This window comes from Leadbettera azotonutricia ZAS-9 (assembly GCF_000214355.1).
In the GTDB taxonomy this organism is placed as follows: Bacteria; Spirochaetota; Spirochaetia; order Treponematales; family Breznakiellaceae; genus Leadbettera; species Leadbettera azotonutricia.
In genome coordinates this window covers 2102948-2124328 of sequence record NC_015577.1, presented here as the reverse complement: position 1 = coordinate 2124328, position 21381 = coordinate 2102948, and the positions used below count along the sequence as shown (strand labels likewise).

Genomic DNA, 21381 nt, shown 5'->3' with positions numbered 1-21381 from the left:
CGTTAGAAATGATACCGGGCCGAAAGGGTGACTTCCAGGAAATTCCCGAAAACATTTTCGCCGTCCTTAGGCCACTGGGGCACCATCCACCAGTTGGTGTTTAGCCCAAAAGACCAGTCCGAATTAAACCTGAAATAAGCCGACGCACCGGGCTTAATGATCATTCCAAAGTAGCCCTGATCCAGGTATTTTGTAGGGGAGGCCCCAATCATCAACGAAATGGGGAATTCAAAGCGTTTTACTATGAATTGATACCCCACCCGAAGGCCAAAAGGAACTATGAAGAGCATATTCTTCCCCAAGGTGCTGGCAAACATGCCCCCCAGCTCCCCGCCTACAAAGAGGTGGGCGCCCAGGAAATAATTGAATGCCAGGGAGCCTGTGCCGCCCAGTTTGATATTGTCTTCGTTCCCATGCAGCCCGGAACCTGTGAACACGGTGGGGATCAGAACGCCCAGGCTTATGACAAAGGTTTTGTCCCCCCGGGCATAGAGATCCGGTGTAAAAGCATCCCAGTCGGATTCTATGGGAGGCGCCGGAGGATTCCCCCCTCCGCCCGGCTCGTCCCCATCCTCCTGGGCATATAGGGGTAGTCCAGCCAAAGCCAATATCAATAAAAGGATCCAGATCCTTCGCATATGCAAAACTCCTGTAGCGCAAATATTCAACACCCCTTTAACTATACCGAAAGAGGCAAAAGTTGGCAATCACAGCCTTCGAGCTATGGGAACGTACTCATAGGCTAAACAAAATTTTAGGGCTTAAGTTACTGCCCGCCGCCTGCCGGGGAGGGGTTTACATCTTTTTCCAGGGTCAGATACTGGAGCAGTATGGGGTATTTGGTGAGAAGCTCCCCGTACTGGGCCAGTTCATCAAGCCTCAGCCTGGCATGCATGCGGGCTTCCGCTCCCCTGGCTACATCATCCCTCAGGGTCGCCTGCTGCCGGGCTATGTATTCGCCATAAAGGCCCTTGGCAGCGTTGTAGAGTTCATAATCAGGATACCTGGCAGCCCTTACAAGGCAGGCAAAATTTTCGATTTCAGGGAAGGCTGCCTGGGCAGCGCTGTCCAGTTCGGGAAGGCTGCCGGAAAGGAGCAAGGCAGCCAGTTTTGCCTCGTCCCTGCCGTAGGTCTGGAGCCTTTGAAGGACGAAGGCTTCAATTTTGTCGGCATAGGCCTTTTCATAGGCTTCAAGGCTGTCCTGGCCTTGGATGTTTTCCCTTTCAAGAAGGGAAGGGAGGATATCCGGCTTCAGGCTGAATGAAAATTCCCCCGAGATTTCCCAGGAAAAATCTGCCTTAAGCCCTGCAAGATCCGCATAGACATCCCCCGAGGGCAGGGTGCCGGAGCTTTTCAAATCGCGGCTCATACGCCCCAGGCTATAGGCTTGAATATCAACATTGGTAGGGATGAGCTTGAACCAGACCCAGCGGAATTCGCCTTCTTTTATAACCTGGGGATCCACGCCGTATAGTTTGGACCGTATGACCCCGTAAGATCCTGGGGGGACTTCGAGCTGGGCCCAGCCGAAAAAGAAGCCCGCCCCTCCGAGGATAATCAAAATGACCACTATGGCAATAAATTTTTTCATGACCCCTTCTTCTTGTTTTCCTTTTATGATAACCTATGTAAGGCTTGCCTGCAAGCAAGCCTGTTAAGGATGCCATGAACCGGCCTTTTAAATATCAGTTTCTTACTATCCTTACATGCAGGGTAGTGATTTTCTTCTTCTCCATGTGCCTCATTACCCTTTTTCTCTATGCCATAGGCACTGCCCAGGGCTTTATGGATTCTACCCAGCTGGTACTCCTCAGGATAGCCGCAGTATTGGGGCTCCTGCTTTTGATAGGCGCCCTCTATGGGTTTGCCCTGGATTTGATTCTGTACATCAGGAACCGCTGGCTGCGCTTCCTTGGAGGCGGCGGAATCTACCTTGTCCTCGGGGCCTTTGGCTTCGCGGCAGCAGCCGTGGCCTTTTTCATAATCGCTGCAGCAGGGGGCAATGCCGCATGAATGGGCATAAAAGGCTTTTCGGCCTCAGGGGCGCCTGCCAGTGCCTTAACGAGGAAAAGGACATATCCAGGCAGGTTGTCGAACTCTACGACGAACTCTTGAGGCGCAACCAGCTCCCGGAAGCGGACATTGTTTCCATCATTTTTTCTGTGACTGACGACCTGGATGCCAAGAACCCTGCTGCAGCCCTGCGCCAGGGCGGAAGGGCGGGGGAGGCAAGCCTTTTCGCGGTCCAGGAAGCCCGGATTCGGGGAGGGCTGGAACGGACTGTCCGCATCCTTGTTCATTGCTATCTGGACGAGGATCAGGAAATCGCCCATGTGTACCGCAATGGCGCTGAAGTGCTAAGACCGGACAGAAAATAGCGCCATTGGAGAATATAGAGGTCGTATGCATATTTAACAAATCTAAATATGTGTATATAATACGAATGGCATGAAATCTATCCTGGTGGTGGACGACAACTTAGCAAGCCTCAAGCAGATAGGCGCCCAGCTTCATGGTGATTATGAAGTCTATCTTGCCAAATCCGGCACCATGGGGCTGGATATTGCCAGGAAAGAGAAGCCCGATTTGATACTCCTGGATGTTGAAATGTCCGGCATGGACGGCTTCAGAACTATAGCCAAAATCAGGGAATACCCGGCCTTGCGCCAAATTCCGGTGATTTTCCTCACAGGGAACAGCGATTCGGCCACGGAAATCAGGGCTTTGGAGTCAGGAGCTGTAGATTTTATCCTAAAACCAGCAAATACCGATATTTTGTACCATCGCATTGAGCTCCACCTCCAGTTTACCGCCTATCAGCTTCACCTGGAGAAAATGGTTAAGGAGCTGGAGGACAATATCGGGGCTTCTTTTGCTGAATTAATAGAATGCAAGGACGAAAACATAGCCGGCCATGTGATGAGGGCCGGCAAATATATGGAATTATTGGGGAAAGAAATCCTGGACCAGGGGATTGTCGATCAGTCTTTTACCTTTATGGATCTAACCCAGATGATCAGGGCCGTCCCCTTTCATGACATAGGGAAAATGGGGATTAGCGACACTATACTGCTTAAGAAAGGTACCTTGACCCCTGAGGAATATGAGGAAGTGAAAAAGCATACCCTCATAGGCGCCGAAGTGCTCCAGAATATTTCGGAGCGTACCCCGAATCAGCCTTATTTTAAGATGGCCAAGCTGATAGCTGAAGGGCATCATGAATGGTTCAATGGCGAAGGCTACCCCTACGGCCTCAGTGGCGAAGGCATACCCCTCTGCAGCCGCATCATGTCAGTGATCAACGTGTACGACGGCTGCATGACAGATCGGATCTACCGCCCTGCATTGAGCCATGCTGAAGCCTGCGAGGTCATCATCAATGGCTCGGGGACCCAGTTTGACCCCCGCATTGTGGATGTTTTTAAATCCATAAGCAGCAAGTTTGAAAAACTCGGCATAGAATTGCACGCTGCGAATAAAGTTGAGACCAAGGGGCCTTTAGGTTGAAGCAAATCCTTGTAGTTGATGACAACCTTTCAAGCCTCAAACAGATAGATGCCCAATTGGCGGGGAATTATGAAGTATCCCTGGCTAAATCCGGGGAATCTGCCCTGCAGATCTGTGCCAGGCAGCGGCCCGATCTCATCCTTCTTGATATAGAAATGTCCGGCATGAACGGCTTTGAGGTTATGGATAAACTGAGGCATAACCCCGCCTTAAGCCGCATACCGGTAATTTTCCTTACCGGCAACATAGATTCAGAAACCGAGGTCAAAGGCCTTAAGTCCGGGGCCAGGGATTTCATCACCAAGCCTATAGAGAAGAATATCCTTATCCACCGCATAGAGCTCCACCTCAGGTTCTCATCCTACCAGGTCCAGCTTGAATACACTGTCAGTTCCATCTCGGACAGCATGGCGGTTGCCTTCGCAGAGCTTATAGAATGCAGGGATGAGAACACCGGGGGCCATGTGACCAGGACCTCCAAATATGTGGAGCGCCTGGGCAGGGAACTCCTTAAAATGGGTGCCTTTCCAGGCGAGCTGAGCGAAGAGGGGCTGGAGCTTATTGTGCGCGGCTCCCCCCTCCATGATATAGGGAAAATAGCCGTAAGCGACCGCATACTCCTCAAGCCCGGCAAGCTGGACGACGCCGAATTCGCCGCTATGAAGAAGCACGCTGCCATGGGCGCCGAAATGCTTTTCCATCTTCACGCCCGCACCCCCAACCAGCGCTACCTCCAGTATGCCCGCATGATAGCCGCCTCCCACCATGAGAAATTCAACGGCCAAGGCTACCCCGCCGGCCTTAAAGGTGACGACATCCCCCTCTCAGGTCGCATTATGGCAGTCGCCGACGTGTACGACGCCCTCTCCAACGACCGCGTGTACCGCTCTCGCATGTCCCATGATGAAGTCTGCCGCATCATCCTCGAAGGCAAAGGCAGCCATTTTGACCCCCGTGTAGTGGAAGCCTTCGAAGTGGTCCACAATGACCTGGAGCAAATAACCTGAGCTATTATCGCGGCCAAGCATTCTCGGCGAGGGGCGGAGTTGTAGATTGTTGACATTTATTCCGTCTTGGGTTATAGTTCAATTCCCTTGAGGAGTCCTTGAGGGCGTAGAAGAAAGTTGCCATCTTAGCTCAGTTGGTAGAGCGATTGACTTGTAATCAGTAGGTCTTCGGTTCGATTCCGGAAGATGGCTGAAGCCTAAGAGCGGGCAATAGGTTTTTGAAATTATTGGGGAGTTTCCAGAGTGGTCAAACGGGGCAGACTGTAAATCTGTTGGCTCAGCCTTCGAAGGTTCAAATCCTCCACTCCCCAAAATGTGTAATTTCTTACGTTGTAAGGAATTAGGGTTTATAGAAAAAGCACTACCACCACCAACGGCGTGTTTTTCCTCTCTGGTGCCAAAACGGTGCCAAAAGGAGCGGAAAATGCGCCGTTATTATTTACGCCGGCGGAAGCCCGGCGGCAACTGGTCTGCCATTTTTATGGACACCGATACCAGCCAGCAGGAGAAAACCCGGACTACCAGGACACCGGACGAGAAAAAAGCCGATGCCATAGCGCAGGAATGGCTGGCCAATGGGCTTCCCGATGATGAGCCTCCAATCTCCAAAACTGCCAGATCAATGAGTTTTTGTGATTTCCTTACTGGCTTTTGGGATTTTGACACTTCCGAGTATTTTAAAGAACTTCAAACCATGGGGAAGGAGCCTCACCGTGCTCATGCCCAAGAACAGCAAAAGCTGGTAGTACGATATTATTCCGACTATTTTGGTAATATATTACTCTACAAAATTGAAGAACTAAAATTTGTAAGTTTTTTAGTATATCTAAAACAAGAGAAGAAATTGTCAGCAAGTACAATTAACCAAGCCCGGAATGTTGCCGTAAAGGCGTTGCGGTATGCCAAAGCAAAAAAAATGATAAAACATTTTGATTTTGATGCGGTTTTTAGGGCATGGGGGGAACCAGAAAGACGGGGCATCTTAGAACGAAATGAAGTTGAAAATTTATTCAAACTGGAATGGCGTGATCCTCGTTCCCGACTGGTGAACCTTATTGCTTCTCAAACCGGTATGCGCATGGGCGAAATTCGGGCACTTCGGGTTTGCGATATTTTAAAGGATAGGATTAACGTTGAACACAGTTGGAGTAAAGTTGACGGCGGCTTGAAATGCACTAAAACACAGGAACAGCGTAAAATTCCTATTTTGCCTGAATTGCATGAAGAATTTATTGTCTATATTAAACAATTCGGGGGACTTTATCGGTCAGAAAGTTTTTTATTCCCTGGAATAAATAAGGATATTCCCTATGACAACAAGCAGATAGAAAAAGACTATCATGCCATGCTTGAAAAAATCCAAATAGATGACAAAAAACGTAAGGAAAGGAATATAGTTTTTCATAGCTGGCGTCACTATTGCGCTAAAAACCTCGCACAAGCGAATACCCCTCGGGCTATTGCAATGGCTATTCTTGGACATAAAACTGGATTTTTATTTGACTATTATGCGAGGCATTTTGATACAGAGACCTTTGACAAGATGGCAGAGGCTATAAAGCAGGGGCTTCGACCGAGGATTGAGGAGTTGCATAAGGCTCAGTAAGGCAAGATGCCATACAACTCAGGATGCTTGAATAAGGTAAATAAAGACTCCATAATACATAGTATTCTTGATAATGAGGTAGGTTGTATATGCCTAAAGATGATCTTAATCTTCGTTCGTATCTAAGAGATTGGAATGCATCTAGTTATAATGATACTGAAATTTTATCACAGCTGGATAAATATGAATTTTATCTTTCATATATAATTTATACATATTATAAATTTTTACATGACTTTGATGAGTTATATAAATATTGTAAATCTATAATAGATAGTGCAAAACAGCATACTGAAAGGTTAAATCCGGCTGAAGCTATGAAAAGAAATGAATATATCAAGGCAGCAGAATCAGAAAAGCCTTGGGAGCTTAATTTTAGAAATAAGATTTTAAATTTAAAAGATTTAAAAAATCAAAGAAGAATTATAAGTGACTATTTCGCCAGATATAATTCAATTCTTTATGACCTTTTTCAATATACTCCAGATAATATTGTTTATATTCCATTCATCTTTTATAAAAAGGTTTCAATTAAATTGTTTTTTAAGAATCCGCTATTATCATTTTTTTACAAAAATATGTAACACTTAAACCGGATCGTGAATTAAAAAAAATTCTTGGATGATATAAAGCAAGAAAAAGAAAGATTATTAATTCGGGAAGCAAATTCCCAAAACAAAGAGATTATACCAGTATATAAAAAAGATGCAGTTTTTAATTTTTTTCCAGATTTTAGGCTACATTTAGAAAGGTTTAAATCTAACAGAATTATTTTTGAAACAAATACTGGTTTTATCTGGAATATTGATATAGGTTGTTTCGTAAACTATTTAAGTGATCATGCTAAACGTAAAAAGCATCCTAATTATAGTATCATTGCTTACTTTTTTTCATGGTTAGATAATAATGAGATTATAGTATTAACAACAGAAATGTTACAAAATAATAATAGGGGTGCGCCCGTGAAATATAGCATAATTAATGATATAATAAAAGGAAAATAATTTTACATAAATCTTACAATTGATTTTGTAACCTATTTTCTTTTATCTATGCTACCTTCTCAAATAACAATGCGTTTTATAGAAACGTAGGGTATACTTTAGGGAGGTGTATGATGTTACACAAAAATGAGAAAAAAAAGAATTATGCTTGACACGACCAAGCCTGTGCTAGATCGCAAGGAGACTTCAGTCTATCTGAACATGTCTATAGCATCTTTAGATAAGATCAGTGAAGATGAACTTCCTCGTATCCGATATGGAAGAAGCGTAAGGTTTTACCAGGAAACATTAATAGCTTATATTAAATCACATATGGTAGGATGTGTAAAAAATGGAAAATAGCTTTTGGATAAAATTGATTGAAAGAATCAAAAATGAGAGACCCTTTTATGGAAGCCTAGAGATTGAATTTTTTTTTCTATGATGGTAGGCTGGTGAAGTATGACTTTTATACTAAGGATTCAAGTATTGTTGATGAGGGAAAAGATGAAAACATTAAAAGAAAAAATAATCTAATGGAGGGAAAAAATGGGAATCCTATTTAAGGATTTAATGCAAAAAGTGTTCCCCACAGCAATTTGGGTCGTGGAAAAGTTAATAACAAATGGACTGACGCTTGTCTTGGGCGCATCAAAAATCGGGAAAAGCTGGTTTGTTCTCCAACTTGCAATTGATATTGACAACGGCAGCCATTTCCTTGGGGAGTTGGCAGTACAGAAACTTGGCATTATTTATTTCGCCTTGGAAGATACAGAAGCAAGAATTCAACGACGGCTTACAAAACTTGGTATTGTTGTATTCAATGATGCCTGGCTTGAAACAACCTGGGAAAAAGAAATAATTAAATTAAAAACTTATTTGCAAGATAAACCTAAATACAAAGTAGTAATTATTGATACTTTGCAGAAATTTGCTAAAATTTCTGATCTCAATGCCTATGGGGAGGTTGTAAAGGCTTTGGGTTTATTGAAAAGCATAGCAGATGAATTAGGAATTGCCATTATAGCAATTCACCATACACGTAAAGGTGTTGAGAGTGGTACAGGAGACTGGATGGATGGCGGTCTTGGAAGTATGGGGATTAATGGAACCGCTGACTGCACAATAACCCTGACGCGGAAGCGAGAAAGCAGTGAAGGTTTCCTAAGAGCTACCGGGCGGGATATTGAGGACATACATTGGGCGCTAAACTGGGATAAGAAGTTATGCATATGGACTAAAACAGGCAATGCCCCAAAGAATAAATTGCTTTCTGTTGATCAACAAATAATAATCGATATTTTACAACAGTCAGCTCCTGAATCTCTTGAAACATCAGATATTGCTAAAAAGGCTGGAAAGTCGGAACAGAATACCATCAATATCCTAAAAAGAATGGGTAATATGGGTTTTGTTACAAAGACAAGCCGTGGGTTATGGTCAGCCAATAAATTAACTAATTCACTCTCTCTAGGGGAAAATGAATTAGTTAATTTGGCGTTGATTGGAGACAAAATTCCTGTTGTAACTATCGGAAACAATGAAAATACCAATCAAGGGGCAAAGTAATGGAAAATCATTATCAAGTTGTACGGTTTGAGCGACGGAAGACTTGGACAGGTGTGAAAAATTGCCTGCTTCATAATTTAAGGCAAAAGACTTATTTAGACGAATATATAGATCCTGAACGGTCAGAATATAATATTTATGGCGGAGCAAGGACGATAGACGAGCTTCAAAATATTTATAGGGAGAAAATGAAACTCATCACCTCAAAGCGGAAAATTCAAAAAAATGCCAGTAAAATGATAGAGTTTGTTTTTTCGTATAGCCATGAGTTTTGCAAGAATTGGGAAACTGATAAAAAAGAATATGAAACTGTCAGGAAGCATTTTAATGAGATTGTTGAATTTGTGAAAGTCAAATATGGGGATGTAATCATTACCTATGCGATTCATTTTGACGAGACAACGCCGCATATACATATATTCTGTATACCTTTGGTCTTTGATAAATCCGGCTGTAAATATTCATCATCTGATTTCATTGGCGGGATAAAAGATATAAAGGCACTACATACGGATTTATATGAAATGGTTGGTAAAAATTTTGGTTTGGGGCGTGGTAAAGAAGGCTCAAGGGCAAGGCATGTCTCGCTTGGGGAGTATAAACATAATGAAGAAACCTATCTTGGGAAGATTCAACAAAAGGAAAAGGAGCTTGAAGGGCTTATTAATTCAAACCGGCAAAAGGAAGAAACTTTAAGCCGTGAGATAGCGGAAACGGAGCATTTAAAGCAAGTGATGGTGGAAACTCAGAAAGCGAATATAAAGCAGAATATTGAGATAATAAACAAATTGAAGGTTTTGGACGAAAGCGAAAAAGCCTTTAAATATGAAATTCCTCAAATTCCTGATCCTCCATTGATGAACAAACAATCTTGGCGGGATGGGGTTCAGGAAACTATTACCGACTTCTTTAATGGCATTAAGGCCGCTTTTCAAAAGTTGATCATCGACTATAAGGAGTTAAACACAAAGCATACCACTTTAAAGTTTGAATATGAAAAAATGAAGTTTCGAGCGGAAACTGCGGAAAAGGATTTGGCTGAGAAACCAATAGAAGAGATATCTGCGATAAGGGAAAGAAAAATGGTCAGAATATTAAGCTCACAGATAAATCTTGGCGGAGGAAGAAAAATATGAAATTATGTAGTAAGGTGCTGCTGTTGTTTGTGGGAGTCCAGAGGGTGAAACCCTTTGGCTTACGGGACTTTGAAAAAGTCCCTAGTAAGTTAGTGGCTTTTTCAAAGCCACTGTTTAAACAATTTAATACCTATGTAATATACAGATTTTACTACTATGAAGCTCAAATATTATATGTTTTTAAATTATACATAGTGTACATTACATACACAATACACATAAGATGCATCTTATACACACTATATTTATTGAAAATTGCAAAAGTTTCTTACAAAAACATCATGATCCGTAAAAGCAATTTGAAAACGGATTCCTTTTGCCCAGAAAGTATTAAAAATTCCCTTCTGGAACATCGAGAAGGGGCCGCCATTGATTTTGTTTTTAGAAATCGCAAAATGTATCGACCTATCCATAAAGTCTTTCCTGATAGGATTTTTAGAACAGAAGGGCGTAGAGAGTATTTAAATATTTTGTATACCTTTGGTCTTTGATAAATCCGGCTGTAAATATTCATCATCTGATTTCATTGGCGGGATAAAAGATATAAAGGCACTACATACGGATTTATATGAAATGGTTGGTAAAAATTTTGGTTTGGGGCGTGGTAAAGAAGGCTCAAGGGCAAGGCATGTCTCGCTTGGGGAGTATAAACATAATGAAGAAACCTATCTTGGGAAGATTCAACAAAAGGAAAAGGAGCTTGAAGGGCTTATTAATTCAAACCGGCAAAAGGAAGAAACTTTAAGCCGTGAGATAGCGGAAACGGAGCATTTAAAGCAAGTGATGGTGGAAACTCAGAAAGCGAATATAAAGCAGAATATTGAGATAATAAACAAATTGAAGGTTTTGGACGAAAGCGAAAAAGCCTTTAAATATGAAATTCCTCAAATTCCTGATCCTCCATTGATGAACAAACAATCTTGGCGGGATGGGGTTCAGGAAACTATTACCGACTTCTTTAATGGCATTAAGGCCGCTTTTCAAAAGTTGATCATCGACTATAAGGAGTTAAACACAAAGCATACCACTTTAAAGTTTGAATATGAAAAAATGAAGTTTCGAGCGGAAACTGCGGAAAAGGATTTGGCTGAGAAACCAATAGAAGAGATATCTGCGATAAGGGAAAGAAAAATGGTCAGAATATTAAGCTCACAGATAAATCTTGGCGGAGGAAGAAAAATATGAAATTATGTAGTAAGGTGCTGCTGTTGTTTGTGGGAGTCCAGAGGGTGAAACCCTTTGGCTTACGGGACTTTGAAAAAGTCCCTAGTAAGTTAGTGGCTTTTTCAAAGCCACTGTTTAAACAATTTAATACCTATGTAATATACAGATTTTACTACTATGAAGCTCAAATATTATATGTTTTTAAATTATACATAGTGTACATTACATACACAATACACATAAGATGCATCTTATACACACTATATTTATTGAAAATTGCAAAAGTTTCTTACAAAAACATCATGATCCGTAAAAGCAATTTGAAAACGGATTCCTTTTGCCCAGAAAGTATTAAAAATTCCCTTCTGGAACATCGAGAAGGGGCCGCCATTGATTTTGTTTTTAGAAATCGCAAAATGTATCGACCTATCCATAAAGTCTTTCCTGATAGGATTTTTAGAACAGAAGGGCGTAGAGAGTATTTAAATATTTTGTATACACAATATACAGAATATACATCAGATACACATATTATGTATAAGGAGTAAATTTATGGGAAAAATCGTTGTATTCGCAAATCAGAAAGGTGGCGTCGCGAAAACCAGTACAGCTAATACTTTTGGTCAAGCTATGTACTATCTGAAAAAGAAAGTCTTATTTATAGACCTTGATCCACAATGCAATATGACACATACGTTGCAAGCTGTAAATAAAGAGGGAACTATCATGGATGTATTATTGCAGGAAATGTCCATTTCAGAAGCCATACAAAAAGTACATTATGGCGATTGCCTGTCTTCAACCCCATTATTATCAAGTGCGGATAAGAAGATTAATAAGGTGGGATCGGAATTTTTGCTTAGAGAAGCCTTGGCAGAAATAAAGGACCAGTATGATTATATTGTAATTGATACTCCGCCAGCCCTTAGTATTTTAACAATAAATGCCTTTACGGCTTGTGAGGATTTAATAATACCCTCACAGCCGGATATTTACAGCCTCCAAGGTCTTGCAGATTTTTCACAGACATTGGAAAGCGTGAAAAAGTATTGCAATCAAAATTTAAAAATTGCAGGTATACTGATTACAAGGTTTAACCATACAAATATAAGTGGTGAATTCACTGAAAAATTTGAAAAAGCGGCGGATAAACTCAATACAAAGGTATTTAAATCCCGCATCCGTGAATGCGTTGCTATTAAAGAAGCAGAGGCTATTTGTTCGGATATTTTTCTTGAAGCTCCTAAAAGCAACGCTGTGGATGATTATTCAAGTTTTATAAGAGAATATTTGGAGGATAAAAATGCCGAAGAAAAGAACTAATATCAATCCAGCGGATGAATTTATTACAAGAATGGCTAGTTTCAACAATGGTGAGGATTCTCCCAGAGATGAAGAAACCTTACCAATGCCAAAATCTACCCCTCCTAAGACACATCCTACAAGGGGCAAGGATGGAATGGAACATAAAACGAAACGCTTAAACCTTCTTATTCAACCCTCTTTGCATGAAGACATTAAGAAAATTTCGGTAGTCAAGGCGACTAATCTTAATGAAATCGTAAATCAAGCATTACGAGAATATCGGGATAAAGAAAAACGTTCATTGGAAAAATATGAGGAAATCCAACGGGTGAGGAATACGTAATATTAGGCGCCAAAGTTTACTTGGAGCTTACCTTAGTATATTACCTATTTACTAAGGATTTCCTCTTTAAAAATTTCATCAATCTCAGTATCAATTTGCCGACTAACGGATTTCTTTAGGTTCACCCGAAGAAGCGATAAAAGCTCGACTGGGGAAGTACCTTCCTGCTTACCAATGGTACTTTCATCAGAAACCAGCAATAAAAATGGGGCAATATCGAAAGCATTGGAGATTTTGGACAAAGTTCGATCACTGACCCATTTTCGACCTCCTTCAATATCATTGATAGTTTGAGCGGCTAATCCAGTAATTTCTGCAAGTTTTTCCTGTGAAATTTTGAGCCGTTTCCGGTGCTTTTTAATATTCAACGAAAGGGATTTTCGTATTTCCTCGGGTTTAGTTGGCATAAATACTCCGTTTTTTATGTTAAAGATTAAGAATGAGTTGACAACTTGCTATAAATAAGTTATAAATAAACTTGCTTATAGCGGATTTTTAATTTTATTATGGAGGCATTTATGAAACCCAAAGTGGTATTTACTGTTCTAATGGCTGTATTTTGCTTGTTTGGGCTAACCTTTTGCTCTGATGATCCTTCAGGGAATTCCGGTAATCCGGATGTGCCTAATGAAGTAGCAGACGCTTTTGAAGCTATAGGGGCAGAGGATTTCGTTGTCCCATCAGGGGGCAGTTATCATTCATACTATATGGATGATAACAGTGAGAGTTTATCTGTCCTGTGGACAAATTGCAGTAAATCCATTTTTGATCAATATGTTAGTGCTTGGCAAAAAAAGCTTGGTGAAGCCCCAGAGCCAGAAAAAAGTGGATATGAGGATGGGATTTATTTTGCTTATTTTGGGGCAGAAGATTATTTTCCGTCAACAGAATTTACCACTTTCTGGGGTATAAGTATAATATACTTCCCTTATGCCATAAATGAAGAAGGTATCCCCGCGAATTCTATATTACTAGAGCTTCCATGCGGGGGTTCCGAAAGCGCCGGTGGAGAGTAAGTACTTTCTTCAAGCGAGCTTTGAAGGATGATAATGATCTGACCCAATGGAGTGAAGTTATAATGCGAATAAACATGATTTTTCTGACAGTAATGGTCATGCTGTTGTCCTTTACGGCCTGTTCCGGCGGAGGGCAGGGACAAAGTGCCCAACTTGATTCCAAGCCCAATACGGCTGGTATTTCGGTCGATGGGGACGGAAACCTTGTTATTAGTGCACCGCTTTATGAAGCAGTCGCTGATAGCAAGGCGACTATTAAGGTTCCTGGCAGAACCAAGGATACGCCGGAAATTATAAATTACAATTTCAATACAAAACCTGTAAAGGTAGGTTATATCCAAGACGGCGTTCTTACTGTTACGATCCCTCCTTCGGCTCTGGAATTGTACCGATCCAGTGATACCGAAACAGCTACCAAAGAATCTGATCCAAATGTATTGTCCGGGAATATTCGGCTTGAAACCAGAAAAGATGAAACAATTGCCTTGTGTCTCAGATTTACGGATATTGGAATAGGGTACCCCTATAGTGACTATTTTGATATTGCCTATTCCGATGGGGATGTTACTTTTAAGGATTCTTATCAAGATGTTGACTATCCGGAAAAATCATGGCGAGTAAATTATAGCTTAAAAAAAGGCTGGAACATTATTTCTATCTTGGAAACAAATAATGTCATAAATGTTTCCAATAAGAATATTTCCCCGGAAGCCAAATGGATAATTTATTCAAAATGAGACGGATGAACTCTGCTATGCCTTGATTGTACCAGCTTACATCAATACCTCCGGTATGGATGTGTAAGTTTTTCCATCAAGCAGCCGTTCAAGCTGATCCATGCCGATTTTCCGGTTTTCAATTTTCACAAGGTTTTCCAGTATCTTGTCATGCGTCCAGCCGGAAGCGTCCCATATTCGGGCCGACTGTATCTGCCGGAAGGAAAACCGATTGTGCTGTCCGGTCATGACCTTGACCCTGAAATCCATATTTTCAGCCCATAGTTTGGCAATTTTCTCGTTGACCAGCTTCATATCGGAAGTATGAAAATTCCGCTCTAGCGTATGCTTCTGGACTTCCAATAAAACGGCTTCCATGTTATCGGCGTTAAGCTCTTGGACAAGGGTGTAGCCTGTCCGCTTGGCAAAATGGCTGATACACTGCAATCCTGCTTTGCCGCCGGGGATCATGTTCAAGCCTTTCTGGTACAGGGAAGAAAGGGAGCGGTTCTCTACTTCTGTTTCTTCAAGGTCAAGGGCTTGGGTTTCGGTAAGCCCTGCCCTTTCCACAATATGTTCCAGCACTTTGATTTTGAAGAATTCTCCCCTCAAGGCACGATGGAACAGAAGGTTTGAACCCTTCATGGTGGCGTAGCAATGCTGTTTGTACCGTTCCTGCCATGTCCGCTTTGTTATGCCCACATAAATAGAGGATTTCTCCTGATGGGCTTTCTGAGCCCTGTATAGCCCTTTCTGGTTAATGTCGGGAAGGGGATTTTGCATGAGGGGGTATGCTGTTTCGTACTGGCTTTCTTCGGGAAGCAGGGTATGGGAATAAAGCTGGTATGATCCCTGTTTCAGCACCGCCGTCTCGCCAAACCCAAAAAGGTACTCCATAGGTACAATGAAGGAGTTAAGTACCCCCTTATGGTGGAAACCCACGACAAGATGATTTCCGGTATATAAGGCTGGCGTTTTTTCCTCATAGTCAACGATGATGCGGTAATCACTGGCCTTATGGAGGGTCGAGATTTTGTGGTCTGTAGAGGGATCAAAGTAGATGGTGATATTCAAGGTCGGATACTTGGTCTGGTTTGCGGCCCCCGGCCTCCATTCTTCCTTGAGGGTGCTTTCGGTGGCGGCGTTCTGGTAGTTTTCAAGCATTTCCTTAAGTTTGCCGGGGTTGTTGCGGTCGATGCCGTCAACCGCTTTTTGCAGTTCCCCATACGCTTTTTTGTTGAGGGGGAACAAAAGTTTTTCAAAAACCGATGAATTGAATTTCATATTATACTCCTTAATATCAGCTATAACATATATAATATATGTAATTGCATATAATTGTCAAGAGAAATATTTGTATTTTTATAGAAATTATTTGAAAAAACTGATAAAATATATATAATCTTCAAGATAGGAAAATGATATGGGAATAAGTTACAGACCTTTATGGGTTCAACTTGCTCAAAAAGGTATGAAGAAAACTGACTTGTATACTATTGCTGATATAAGCACAATGACCTTGGCAAAGATGTCAAAAAATCAACCTGTTGATGGCAAAATATTGGAACGCCTATGCTCTGCCTTAAACTGCCAGCCTGGGGAAATTATTGAGTATATTCCTGATGGCGGTAAATGACTTTTTTGCGGTACGCCTAAAACCTTACCGCCGAATGGGGGCATACACCCCCAAACCCCTGTGGCCCGCTCGGATAAATCCGGCAGGCTTTGATCATGAGGCTTTGTACTACTATGCTGGCTTTCCGGCTGATAAGGTAGTCTCGTGAGGTTCCAAGTGGCCTTGACCGGAAAAATCAACATATTGGGGTTGGGGAAGTCCCAAACTGACAAAGAGTTCATCTGTCTTTTTCCGATGGTATTCCGCTTCTTCTTCGGCTGACATTCCGACAGTCTCATCCTGAATCAGACGGCGGGCCGCATGAATTTCCCGCAAATATTCGGGCATGGCTTGAATATCAGGATCATTCATATATTCTTCGATAGTTTTCATAATACCAAAACCTCCGCAGGTTTATAGATTCCAATGGGCTTGTATCCATGCTGCAAATTTATCCGGCGAACCCGCTCAATCGTCCAAGGCCGGACTATATGCTCAAAATTCAGGCTCACTATAAAGTCTATGCCATTGGCGGTTGTTATTGCAATATGCGCCGCATCAATCGGTTCGGATTCAGGAACAACCTTTTCCCGCAGATAAAGCTCTGCAAGACGCTTGGCCTCAACGGATTCTACAAGGATTTTAACGCCAAATTCAGTAATGAGAGAAGCCATTTTCCCCCTTTTTTCAAGGTTAGTTTCCTTAATTATTTCATCAGTTGTTACAGTTGATGTATACGCTTCATATTTGCCTGTTTTTATAAGGTCAAATACTTTTCGGGTATCTTCCTTCAAACTGATATAACCTTGCTTAGTCCGCTCCTCGTGATAAAAACTGAACATGGTAGTTTCAAGGTAAATTTTTTGTATGTCCATTACTTCTCCAAATATAATTTTATCAAAAAAGACAGAAATTGAAAACGGCTGAAATTTTGATTATGTATTTTCATTGATATTACAAAATAATAAATTAGGTTATTCACGAGGGTAAAAATCTGAAAAGCTATGCCAAAACCATGCCAAAATTTTGACATCATATAGCTCCATAGGACCAGAGAAAGTACCATAAAGTCCCATAAAACACTTGAAATCCTTTTATTTTTGAGGGTAAAATAAGCCTGAGAGGACATAATAAGGCTCTATATAGCATTATGAGGTAGTCTGGTCGAGCCTGTAAATCTGTTGGCTCAGCCTTCGAAGGTTCGAATCCTCCACTCCCCAAAGTGAGTTAATTCCTTGCGTTGCAAGGAATTACAAATTGAACTACCCTTACAGAGGGCGTTCATTATCCTATACGGAAAAAAACGACACATAGAACGACACAAAAAGCCGTTCTCAATGCCGTTTCCGGAGGGTGTGAACGTGAACAATTATCCGTTCTCCATTTTCAAAAGGGCTAACCGGCCCTGTTATTCAGTGGCTTTCAAAGACGAAACCGGAAAATTTATGCCGCCTGTCTCAACCAAAAAAGCCACGGAGGCGGAAGCCTTCAAAGTGGCTTTCCAGTGGCTTCAAGAGGGCATCCCCCAAAAGCAGGAAAAGGTCCAGGTCAAGCAGCTTTCCCTGAAAAGCCTGGTTCATGGCATATCCACCGAGCGGGAAGCCGAAACCATCCTGAAAGAGCTTAAACGCATGGGCTTTTTGAAGGGGTATATCCTGACCGGCACAGACAAGGCCCGGGATCTGATTGAATTCCTCACCGAGTTCTGGGACTGGAAGCGCAGCCCCTATGTCCAAGAAAAACTTCGCAAAAAACACAGCCTCCACGAAACCCACTGCCGCCAAATGGCCCGGGCAGTGGAACGATGCTGGAAGCCCTATTTTTCTGGCCGCCTTTTGGGGGAGATAACCCGGCAGGACTTGAACGCCTTTATCGATTCCATAGGGAGTCAGGAAACATCGGCCCCCTGGAAAAACATGGTTATCCGGGCCGGTACCATCGCCCTGAAATGGGCGTTCAACCGGGAAATGATAGAAAAGGATGTATCCGCAGGGATTATCTGGTTTTCCGGGAAGACGAAGGAACGGCAGATCCTCAGCCCCGAACAGGCGGCGGCAGTATTCCGCGCATCATGGAAGGATGAACGTACCCGGCTGGGGAATCTGCTTGCGGCAGTCACGGGACTGCGCTCCGGGGAAATAAAAGCCTTGCGGGTTCAGGACATGGGGCAGGACTGCCTCTATATCCGCCATTCCTTCAACCGCCTCGAAGGGCTTAAGGAAACCAAGAACAATGAACCCCGGCGGGTGGAGCTGCCTTTCCCCGGCATCATCAGGGACATGATGAATCTGGCCGCGCAAAACCCGCATGGCTGTAACATGGATTCATTTATATTCTGGGCAGCCCTGAAAGCGGACAAGCCCCTTGAAGAGCGGCTCCTGCTTGATGACCTCCGGGACGCCCTTGTTCAGACCGGTATGTCCATGGAAACCGCGAAGGTCTATACTTTCCACGCTTGGAGGCATTTTTTCACGGCATACAAGAGGCCCCGTATTGATGAAAAACTGCTGCAAAAACAAACCGGCCATAAATCTTTAGTCATGCTGGATCATTATTCTGATCATGTTCTTGACGGTGACCGCCAAAAGATGCAACAGGCGCAGGTGGAGGCGTTCGGGGATATTCTGCCTTTAGAGGCCAGAGCGGTTTAGGGGGAACCAAAATGTGGATATTCGGCAACGGGGACGACGAAAAAGAAATGGAGGATATCACCCGTTGCTTTATAAGCTTCCCCCAGTTCCGCGCTGATATTGGCATACTCATTGAGGAGGGTGTGGTTAAACATGACGCCTTTGACCAATACGAATGGGTTAAGAGCAAAACGAGCCTCGCCGAATACTTCAAATGGATTGGTAGTAATGTAGAGTATGTTCCCGGTGGATTCTGGGAACCAATAGAAACCACGTTCAGGATAAAGCGCGGAACTCTTCGGAAGTTAGCCGATAACAATGCGAACCCCCTTAAGCCGCCAGAGTCAAAAGACTTTATGAAAATCAAGGCGGCAGTACAACAGCAGCGGGCTAGAATCGACCAGGAAAAGAAAGAAAGGTCTGCCTTCAACACCATAAAAAAACTTATTGGGGAAGTTGAGGGCGGGGAACCCGAAAAAATCCGGGAAATCCTGCACAAAATAAAAGAAATCCTTTCCTGAATTGTGGACAAAAAAAACAGTAAAAACACATCCGGTAACAATAAAACAACCCGGTAAATGCTCTTTTGTTATATATGGGCATCTCTAAAAACTCTTTAAAAACAAGCTGAACTGTGATAAAATAAATTCATGAAACAGCATGGATTTTTTGATGAAAATGATAGGCTTAAAGAATTAAGCGCGCTCGGCGATCCCCTGGAAAAATTAAACAAATACATTAAATGGGATAATTTTCGGGGGATATTAAATAAAACGTTGAAAAAAGAGGCGCAGGGGCCGGGAGGCAGACCGCCCTTTGATTACGTAATGATGTTTAAAATACTGATATTGCAAAAACTGTACAATGTAAGTGACGATCAGGCCGAATACCAAATAAAAGACAGGTTGAGTTTTCAACGGTTTCTGGGATTGGCTCTGTGCGATACCGTTCCCGACGCGAAAACGATATGGCATTTTCGGGAAGAACTGGTAAAGGCAAACATATTGGATACGATATTTTACCGATTTGTCAGGCAGCTTGAGGAGCAGGAAATAATAAGCTACAGCGGAAGCATAGTGGACGCGACCTTTGTGGATGCGCCGCGGCAGCGGAACAGCAAGGCGGAAAACCAGAAGATAAAGGAAGGCAAGGTGCCTGAAGAATGGGAAGGAAAAAAGAAAAAGCATAAAAAGTCACAAAAGGACATTGATGCCCGGTGGGCGACCAAAAACAAGGAACGGCATTACGGATATAAAGACCATGTAAAAATAGACGCGGAAAGCAAACTGATAACGAAGTTCAGTACGACCAGTGCAGCAGTACATGACAGTCAGGAATTATCAAAATTGGTGGATGAGAAAGATAACATTTTGTATGCGGATAGTGCCTATGTTGGGGAAGAGATACAGAAATGCATACCCAGGAAGGCAAAAAATCGGATACATGAGAAAGGATACCGGAACCGGCCGTTAACAAAGACACAAAAAGCGAACAACACGCGGAAATCGAAAATACGGGCGCGGGTTGAGCATGTATTTGCCACGATGACGAATACGATGAGAGGGATAGTGGTCCGGAGTATAGGGATGGCACGGGCACACGCTAATATAGCGCTTATGAATTTGACCTATAATTTCTGGCGGTATATATTTCTTATGAGGGGAAAGCGGGCATATGCATAAGGGGAGTCTGTCCACGACACACGATTGTGGGCAAGAGCGAATGAATGAGGCAATAAATAAGCCCAATTATATCAATTTTTCGTTTTTTTCTTATCAATTCCAAAAAAAATTATTTAATAAGCTATGTCAGGATATTTAATAAGTGGTTTTTAGAGGTTCCCATATGTGTATATCTGTTTTTTCTTGTCCTAACCCATAGTGTGAATTATTACGTATCCTTCAAGCATACCGTGAACAAATGAAATTCACGGAACAGCTTATGGGAGGATAGAATATGACAGTTACTAAAGACACAATTTCCGATGTCCTAAGCCGCACGGAAGCAGCGGCTTACCTGCGTGTTTGCAAAACCACGCTTGACCGCCTTGATATTCCCCGGACACAGATACGGCGCCGGGTACTTTTCAAGAAGGCCGTATTGGATGCATGGCTTGATGCGCATACCGCCCCAAGTACGGAAAGGCGGCAGTAATATGACAGCCAAGCAAGCCATAAAAGCCCGGTGTCTGGACTGCACCGAGACCAAGTGTACGGATACCCGCTGCCCCCTCCATGGGCTGATGAAGCCCAAACGGGGTGCGGATAGAAACGGAGCGATCCGGAAGTATTGCGCCTGGTGTATGAACGGTCATTCTGTCCGACTCTGTTCTTCCCCGGATTGTGCCATTTATCAATATCGGGCGACAGTTATGGGGGTACTGTTTTTCCCCTTGAATTCACCCCAAAAAGCCCCTTCTATGCAATCCGGTGCAACACCGGACACGAAAATAGTATATCCGGAGGGGAACCTTCGAAGCTCCGCTTCTCGGCGGAGGATTCCGGTAGGACAAGGGGAATTGGCCTTTCCAAAACGAAAAAGCAGAGGTGATTATGAGTGACCCGAAGGAACGGGAATCTCCTGCCCGGTACCACCTGGCTACCATCGTTGCCCGGCTTGCGGAGAATACATCCGGCTTGCGTTACGGTACTGCGGCAGTTTCATTACGGTTTCACGATGGCCGGATAGTGGACATTACCTATACGGTAACGAAAAGCCAGAAGGAAAAACCCTGAGATAATAAGCTTTTCCTCTATTGTCTATTTTGACCAAAATTGTCTATAC

Annotated in this window: 26 protein-coding genes and 2 tRNA genes; 22 read left to right on the top strand and 6 right to left on the bottom strand. The window is 42.8% G+C overall.

The genetic code is table 11. The annotated features are described in order from the left end of the window. Positions 1 to 2: 2 nt before the first annotated feature. Positions 3 to 638, bottom strand: a complete 636-nt coding sequence (locus TREAZ_RS09325) for a TP0733 family outer membrane beta-barrel protein (RefSeq protein WP_015711592.1) — start codon at positions 636 to 638, stop codon at positions 3 to 5. 128 nt (positions 639 to 766) lie between these two features. Beyond that, positions 767 to 1591, bottom strand: coding sequence for a hypothetical protein (locus TREAZ_RS09320; protein WP_015711591.1), 825 nt, complete (start codon positions 1589 to 1591; stop codon positions 767 to 769). 44 nt (positions 1592 to 1635) lie between these two features. On the opposite strand from TREAZ_RS09320, the gene TREAZ_RS09315 reads away from it, so the two are divergent. The 14 genes from TREAZ_RS09315 (at position 1636) to TREAZ_RS09240 (ending at position 12620) form a co-directional block, all read left to right on the top strand. After that, the gene (locus tag TREAZ_RS09315; protein WP_245535010.1) at positions 1636 to 2013 is read left to right on the top strand and encodes a hypothetical protein; all 378 of its coding nucleotides are present in this window, start codon (positions 1636 to 1638) and stop codon (positions 2011 to 2013) included. After that, entirely contained in the window at positions 2010 to 2378 is a 369-nt protein-coding gene (gene aroH / locus TREAZ_RS09310; RefSeq protein ID WP_015711589.1) for a chorismate mutase, read from the top strand. The genes TREAZ_RS09315 and aroH overlap by 4 nt, the downstream gene beginning before the upstream one ends. Positions 2379 to 2448: 70 nt before the next feature. Beyond that, complete coding sequence (locus TREAZ_RS09305; RefSeq protein ID WP_015711588.1) at positions 2449 to 3507, top strand: HD-GYP domain-containing protein; 1059 nt, start codon at positions 2449 to 2451, stop codon at positions 3505 to 3507. Then, positions 3504 to 4514, top strand: coding sequence for an HD-GYP domain-containing protein (locus tag TREAZ_RS09300; RefSeq protein ID WP_015711587.1), 1011 nt, complete (start codon positions 3504 to 3506; stop codon positions 4512 to 4514). Before TREAZ_RS09305 ends, TREAZ_RS09300 begins: the two co-directional genes overlap by 4 nt. Before the next feature lie 119 nt (positions 4515 to 4633). Next, a tRNA-Thr gene (locus TREAZ_RS09295) sits at positions 4634 to 4706 on the top strand. 37 nt (positions 4707 to 4743) lie between these two features. Beyond that, positions 4744 to 4825 (top strand) — tRNA-Tyr (locus TREAZ_RS09290). A 113-nt stretch (positions 4826 to 4938) separates the two neighbouring features. Further along, entirely contained in the window at positions 4939 to 6120 is a 1182-nt protein-coding gene (locus TREAZ_RS09285) for a tyrosine-type recombinase/integrase (RefSeq protein ID WP_015711586.1), read from the top strand. An 89-nt stretch (positions 6121 to 6209) separates the two neighbouring features. Continuing rightward, positions 6210 to 6704: a hypothetical protein gene (locus TREAZ_RS09280; protein WP_015711585.1), complete on the top strand. Its 495-nt coding sequence runs from the start codon at positions 6210 to 6212 to the stop codon at positions 6702 to 6704. A 33-nt stretch (positions 6705 to 6737) separates the two neighbouring features. Continuing rightward, complete coding sequence (locus TREAZ_RS09275; RefSeq protein WP_015711584.1) at positions 6738 to 7124, top strand: hypothetical protein; 387 nt, start codon at positions 6738 to 6740, stop codon at positions 7122 to 7124. A 528-nt stretch (positions 7125 to 7652) separates the two neighbouring features. Then, positions 7653 to 8672 carry an AAA family ATPase gene (locus tag TREAZ_RS09270; protein ID WP_015711582.1) on the top strand — a complete coding sequence of 340 codons (1020 nt, stop codon included), beginning with the start codon at positions 7653 to 7655 and terminating at the stop codon, positions 8670 to 8672. Continuing rightward, a complete protein-coding gene (mobV, locus tag TREAZ_RS09265) occupies positions 8672 to 9808 on the top strand; it encodes a MobV family relaxase (RefSeq protein WP_043923025.1) in 1137 nt (378 codons plus the stop codon). The genes TREAZ_RS09270 and mobV overlap by 1 nt, the downstream gene beginning before the upstream one ends. A 480-nt stretch (positions 9809 to 10288) precedes the next feature. Then, entirely contained in the window at positions 10289 to 10993 is a 705-nt protein-coding gene (locus TREAZ_RS09255; RefSeq protein WP_015711579.1) for a plasmid recombination protein, read from the top strand. 531 nt (positions 10994 to 11524) lie between these two features. Next, positions 11525 to 12295 carry a ParA family protein gene (locus tag TREAZ_RS09245; RefSeq protein ID WP_015711577.1) on the top strand — a complete coding sequence of 257 codons (771 nt, stop codon included), beginning with the start codon at positions 11525 to 11527 and terminating at the stop codon, positions 12293 to 12295. Continuing rightward, entirely contained in the window at positions 12276 to 12620 is a 345-nt protein-coding gene (locus tag TREAZ_RS09240; protein WP_043923022.1) for a hypothetical protein, read from the top strand. Before TREAZ_RS09245 ends, TREAZ_RS09240 begins: the two co-directional genes overlap by 20 nt. 44 nt (positions 12621 to 12664) lie before the next feature. Here TREAZ_RS09240 and TREAZ_RS17425 read toward each other — a convergent pair whose 3' ends face one another. Further along, entirely contained in the window at positions 12665 to 13027 is a 363-nt protein-coding gene (locus TREAZ_RS17425) for a helix-turn-helix domain-containing protein (protein ID WP_015711575.1), read from the bottom strand. A 111-nt stretch (positions 13028 to 13138) separates the two neighbouring features. On the opposite strand from TREAZ_RS17425, the gene TREAZ_RS09230 reads away from it, so the two are divergent. Beyond that, positions 13139 to 13636, top strand: a complete 498-nt coding sequence (locus tag TREAZ_RS09230) for a hypothetical protein (RefSeq protein ID WP_015711574.1) — start codon at positions 13139 to 13141, stop codon at positions 13634 to 13636. Between the two features lie 74 nt (positions 13637 to 13710). Further along, positions 13711 to 14373, top strand: a complete 663-nt coding sequence (locus tag TREAZ_RS09225; RefSeq protein ID WP_043923021.1) for a hypothetical protein — start codon at positions 13711 to 13713, stop codon at positions 14371 to 14373. Between the two features lie 36 nt (positions 14374 to 14409). Here the strand turns inward: TREAZ_RS09225 and TREAZ_RS09220 are convergent, their stop codons facing one another. After that, positions 14410 to 15636, bottom strand: a complete 1227-nt coding sequence (locus tag TREAZ_RS09220; RefSeq protein ID WP_015711572.1) for a GIY-YIG nuclease family protein — start codon at positions 15634 to 15636, stop codon at positions 14410 to 14412. A gap of 139 nt (positions 15637 to 15775) precedes the next feature. Between TREAZ_RS09220 and TREAZ_RS09215 the strand changes: the two genes are divergently transcribed. After that, entirely contained in the window at positions 15776 to 15988 is a 213-nt protein-coding gene (locus tag TREAZ_RS09215; protein WP_015711571.1) for a helix-turn-helix domain-containing protein, read from the top strand. 111 nt (positions 15989 to 16099) lie between these two features. Here TREAZ_RS09215 and TREAZ_RS09210 read toward each other — a convergent pair whose 3' ends face one another. Continuing rightward, positions 16100 to 16360, bottom strand: coding sequence for a hypothetical protein (locus TREAZ_RS09210; protein WP_015711570.1), 261 nt, complete (start codon positions 16358 to 16360; stop codon positions 16100 to 16102). Next, on the bottom strand, positions 16357 to 16842 hold the full coding sequence (locus TREAZ_RS09205; RefSeq protein WP_015711569.1) for a PIN domain-containing protein: 486 nt from the start codon (positions 16840 to 16842) through the stop codon (positions 16357 to 16359). Before TREAZ_RS09205 ends, TREAZ_RS09210 begins: the two co-directional genes overlap by 4 nt. 486 nt (positions 16843 to 17328) lie before the next feature. On the opposite strand from TREAZ_RS09205, the gene TREAZ_RS09195 reads away from it, so the two are divergent. The 5 genes from TREAZ_RS09195 (at position 17329) to TREAZ_RS09170 (ending at position 21332) form a co-directional block, all read left to right on the top strand. Next, on the top strand, positions 17329 to 18618 hold the full coding sequence (locus TREAZ_RS09195) for a tyrosine-type recombinase/integrase (protein WP_015711567.1): 1290 nt from the start codon (positions 17329 to 17331) through the stop codon (positions 18616 to 18618). 47 nt (positions 18619 to 18665) lie between these two features. Further along, positions 18666 to 19118: a hypothetical protein gene (locus TREAZ_RS09190; protein WP_148257779.1), complete on the top strand. Its 453-nt coding sequence runs from the start codon at positions 18666 to 18668 to the stop codon at positions 19116 to 19118. A 129-nt stretch (positions 19119 to 19247) separates the two neighbouring features. Next, entirely contained in the window at positions 19248 to 20279 is a 1032-nt protein-coding gene (locus TREAZ_RS09185; protein ID WP_015711565.1) for an IS5 family transposase, read from the top strand. A 274-nt stretch (positions 20280 to 20553) separates the two neighbouring features. Then, positions 20554 to 20751 (top strand): helix-turn-helix domain-containing protein, encoded by a 198-nt coding sequence (locus TREAZ_RS09180; RefSeq protein WP_015711564.1) that lies wholly within the window; start codon positions 20554 to 20556, stop codon positions 20749 to 20751. Between the two features lie 398 nt (positions 20752 to 21149). Then, complete coding sequence (locus tag TREAZ_RS09170; RefSeq protein WP_015711563.1) at positions 21150 to 21332, top strand: hypothetical protein; 183 nt, start codon at positions 21150 to 21152, stop codon at positions 21330 to 21332. Positions 21333 to 21381 lie beyond the last annotated feature (49 nt).

Bases quoted from the DNA above. Each gene is read 5' to 3' on its own strand.
- TREAZ_RS09325 (WP_015711592.1), bottom strand. From the start codon at position 638: ATGCGAAGGATCTGGATCCTTTTATTGATATTGGCTTTGGCTGGACTA.
- TREAZ_RS09320 (WP_015711591.1), bottom strand. From the start codon at position 1,591: ATGAAAAAATTTATTGCCATAGTGGTCATTTTGATTATCCTCGGAGGG.
- aroH (WP_015711589.1), top strand. From the start codon at position 2,010: ATGAATGGGCATAAAAGGCTTTTCGGCCTCAGGGGCGCCTGCCAGTGC.
- TREAZ_RS09305 (WP_015711588.1), top strand. From the start codon at position 2,449: ATGAAATCTATCCTGGTGGTGGACGACAACTTAGCAAGCCTCAAGCAG.
- TREAZ_RS09285 (WP_015711586.1), top strand. From the start codon at position 4,939: ATGCGCCGTTATTATTTACGCCGGCGGAAGCCCGGCGGCAACTGGTCT.
- TREAZ_RS09280 (WP_015711585.1), top strand. From the start codon at position 6,210: ATGCCTAAAGATGATCTTAATCTTCGTTCGTATCTAAGAGATTGGAAT.
- TREAZ_RS09270 (WP_015711582.1), top strand. From the start codon at position 7,653: ATGGGAATCCTATTTAAGGATTTAATGCAAAAAGTGTTCCCCACAGCA.
- mobV (WP_043923025.1), top strand. From the start codon at position 8,672: ATGGAAAATCATTATCAAGTTGTACGGTTTGAGCGACGGAAGACTTGG.
- TREAZ_RS09245 (WP_015711577.1), top strand. From the start codon at position 11,525: ATGGGAAAAATCGTTGTATTCGCAAATCAGAAAGGTGGCGTCGCGAAA.
- TREAZ_RS09240 (WP_043923022.1), top strand. From the start codon at position 12,276: ATGCCGAAGAAAAGAACTAATATCAATCCAGCGGATGAATTTATTACA.
- TREAZ_RS17425 (WP_015711575.1), bottom strand. From the start codon at position 13,027: ATGCCAACTAAACCCGAGGAAATACGAAAATCCCTTTCGTTGAATATT.
- TREAZ_RS09230 (WP_015711574.1), top strand. From the start codon at position 13,139: ATGAAACCCAAAGTGGTATTTACTGTTCTAATGGCTGTATTTTGCTTG.
- TREAZ_RS09225 (WP_043923021.1), top strand. From the start codon at position 13,711: ATGATTTTTCTGACAGTAATGGTCATGCTGTTGTCCTTTACGGCCTGT.
- TREAZ_RS09220 (WP_015711572.1), bottom strand. From the start codon at position 15,636: ATGAAATTCAATTCATCGGTTTTTGAAAAACTTTTGTTCCCCCTCAAC.
- TREAZ_RS09215 (WP_015711571.1), top strand. From the start codon at position 15,776: ATGGGAATAAGTTACAGACCTTTATGGGTTCAACTTGCTCAAAAAGGT.
- TREAZ_RS09210 (WP_015711570.1), bottom strand. From the start codon at position 16,360: ATGAAAACTATCGAAGAATATATGAATGATCCTGATATTCAAGCCATG.
- TREAZ_RS09205 (WP_015711569.1), bottom strand. From the start codon at position 16,842: ATGGACATACAAAAAATTTACCTTGAAACTACCATGTTCAGTTTTTAT.
- TREAZ_RS09190 (WP_148257779.1), top strand. From the start codon at position 18,666: ATGGAGGATATCACCCGTTGCTTTATAAGCTTCCCCCAGTTCCGCGCT.
- TREAZ_RS09185 (WP_015711565.1), top strand. From the start codon at position 19,248: ATGAAACAGCATGGATTTTTTGATGAAAATGATAGGCTTAAAGAATTA.
- TREAZ_RS09180 (WP_015711564.1), top strand. From the start codon at position 20,554: ATGACAGTTACTAAAGACACAATTTCCGATGTCCTAAGCCGCACGGAA.
- TREAZ_RS09170 (WP_015711563.1), top strand. From the start codon at position 21,150: ATGAGTGACCCGAAGGAACGGGAATCTCCTGCCCGGTACCACCTGGCT.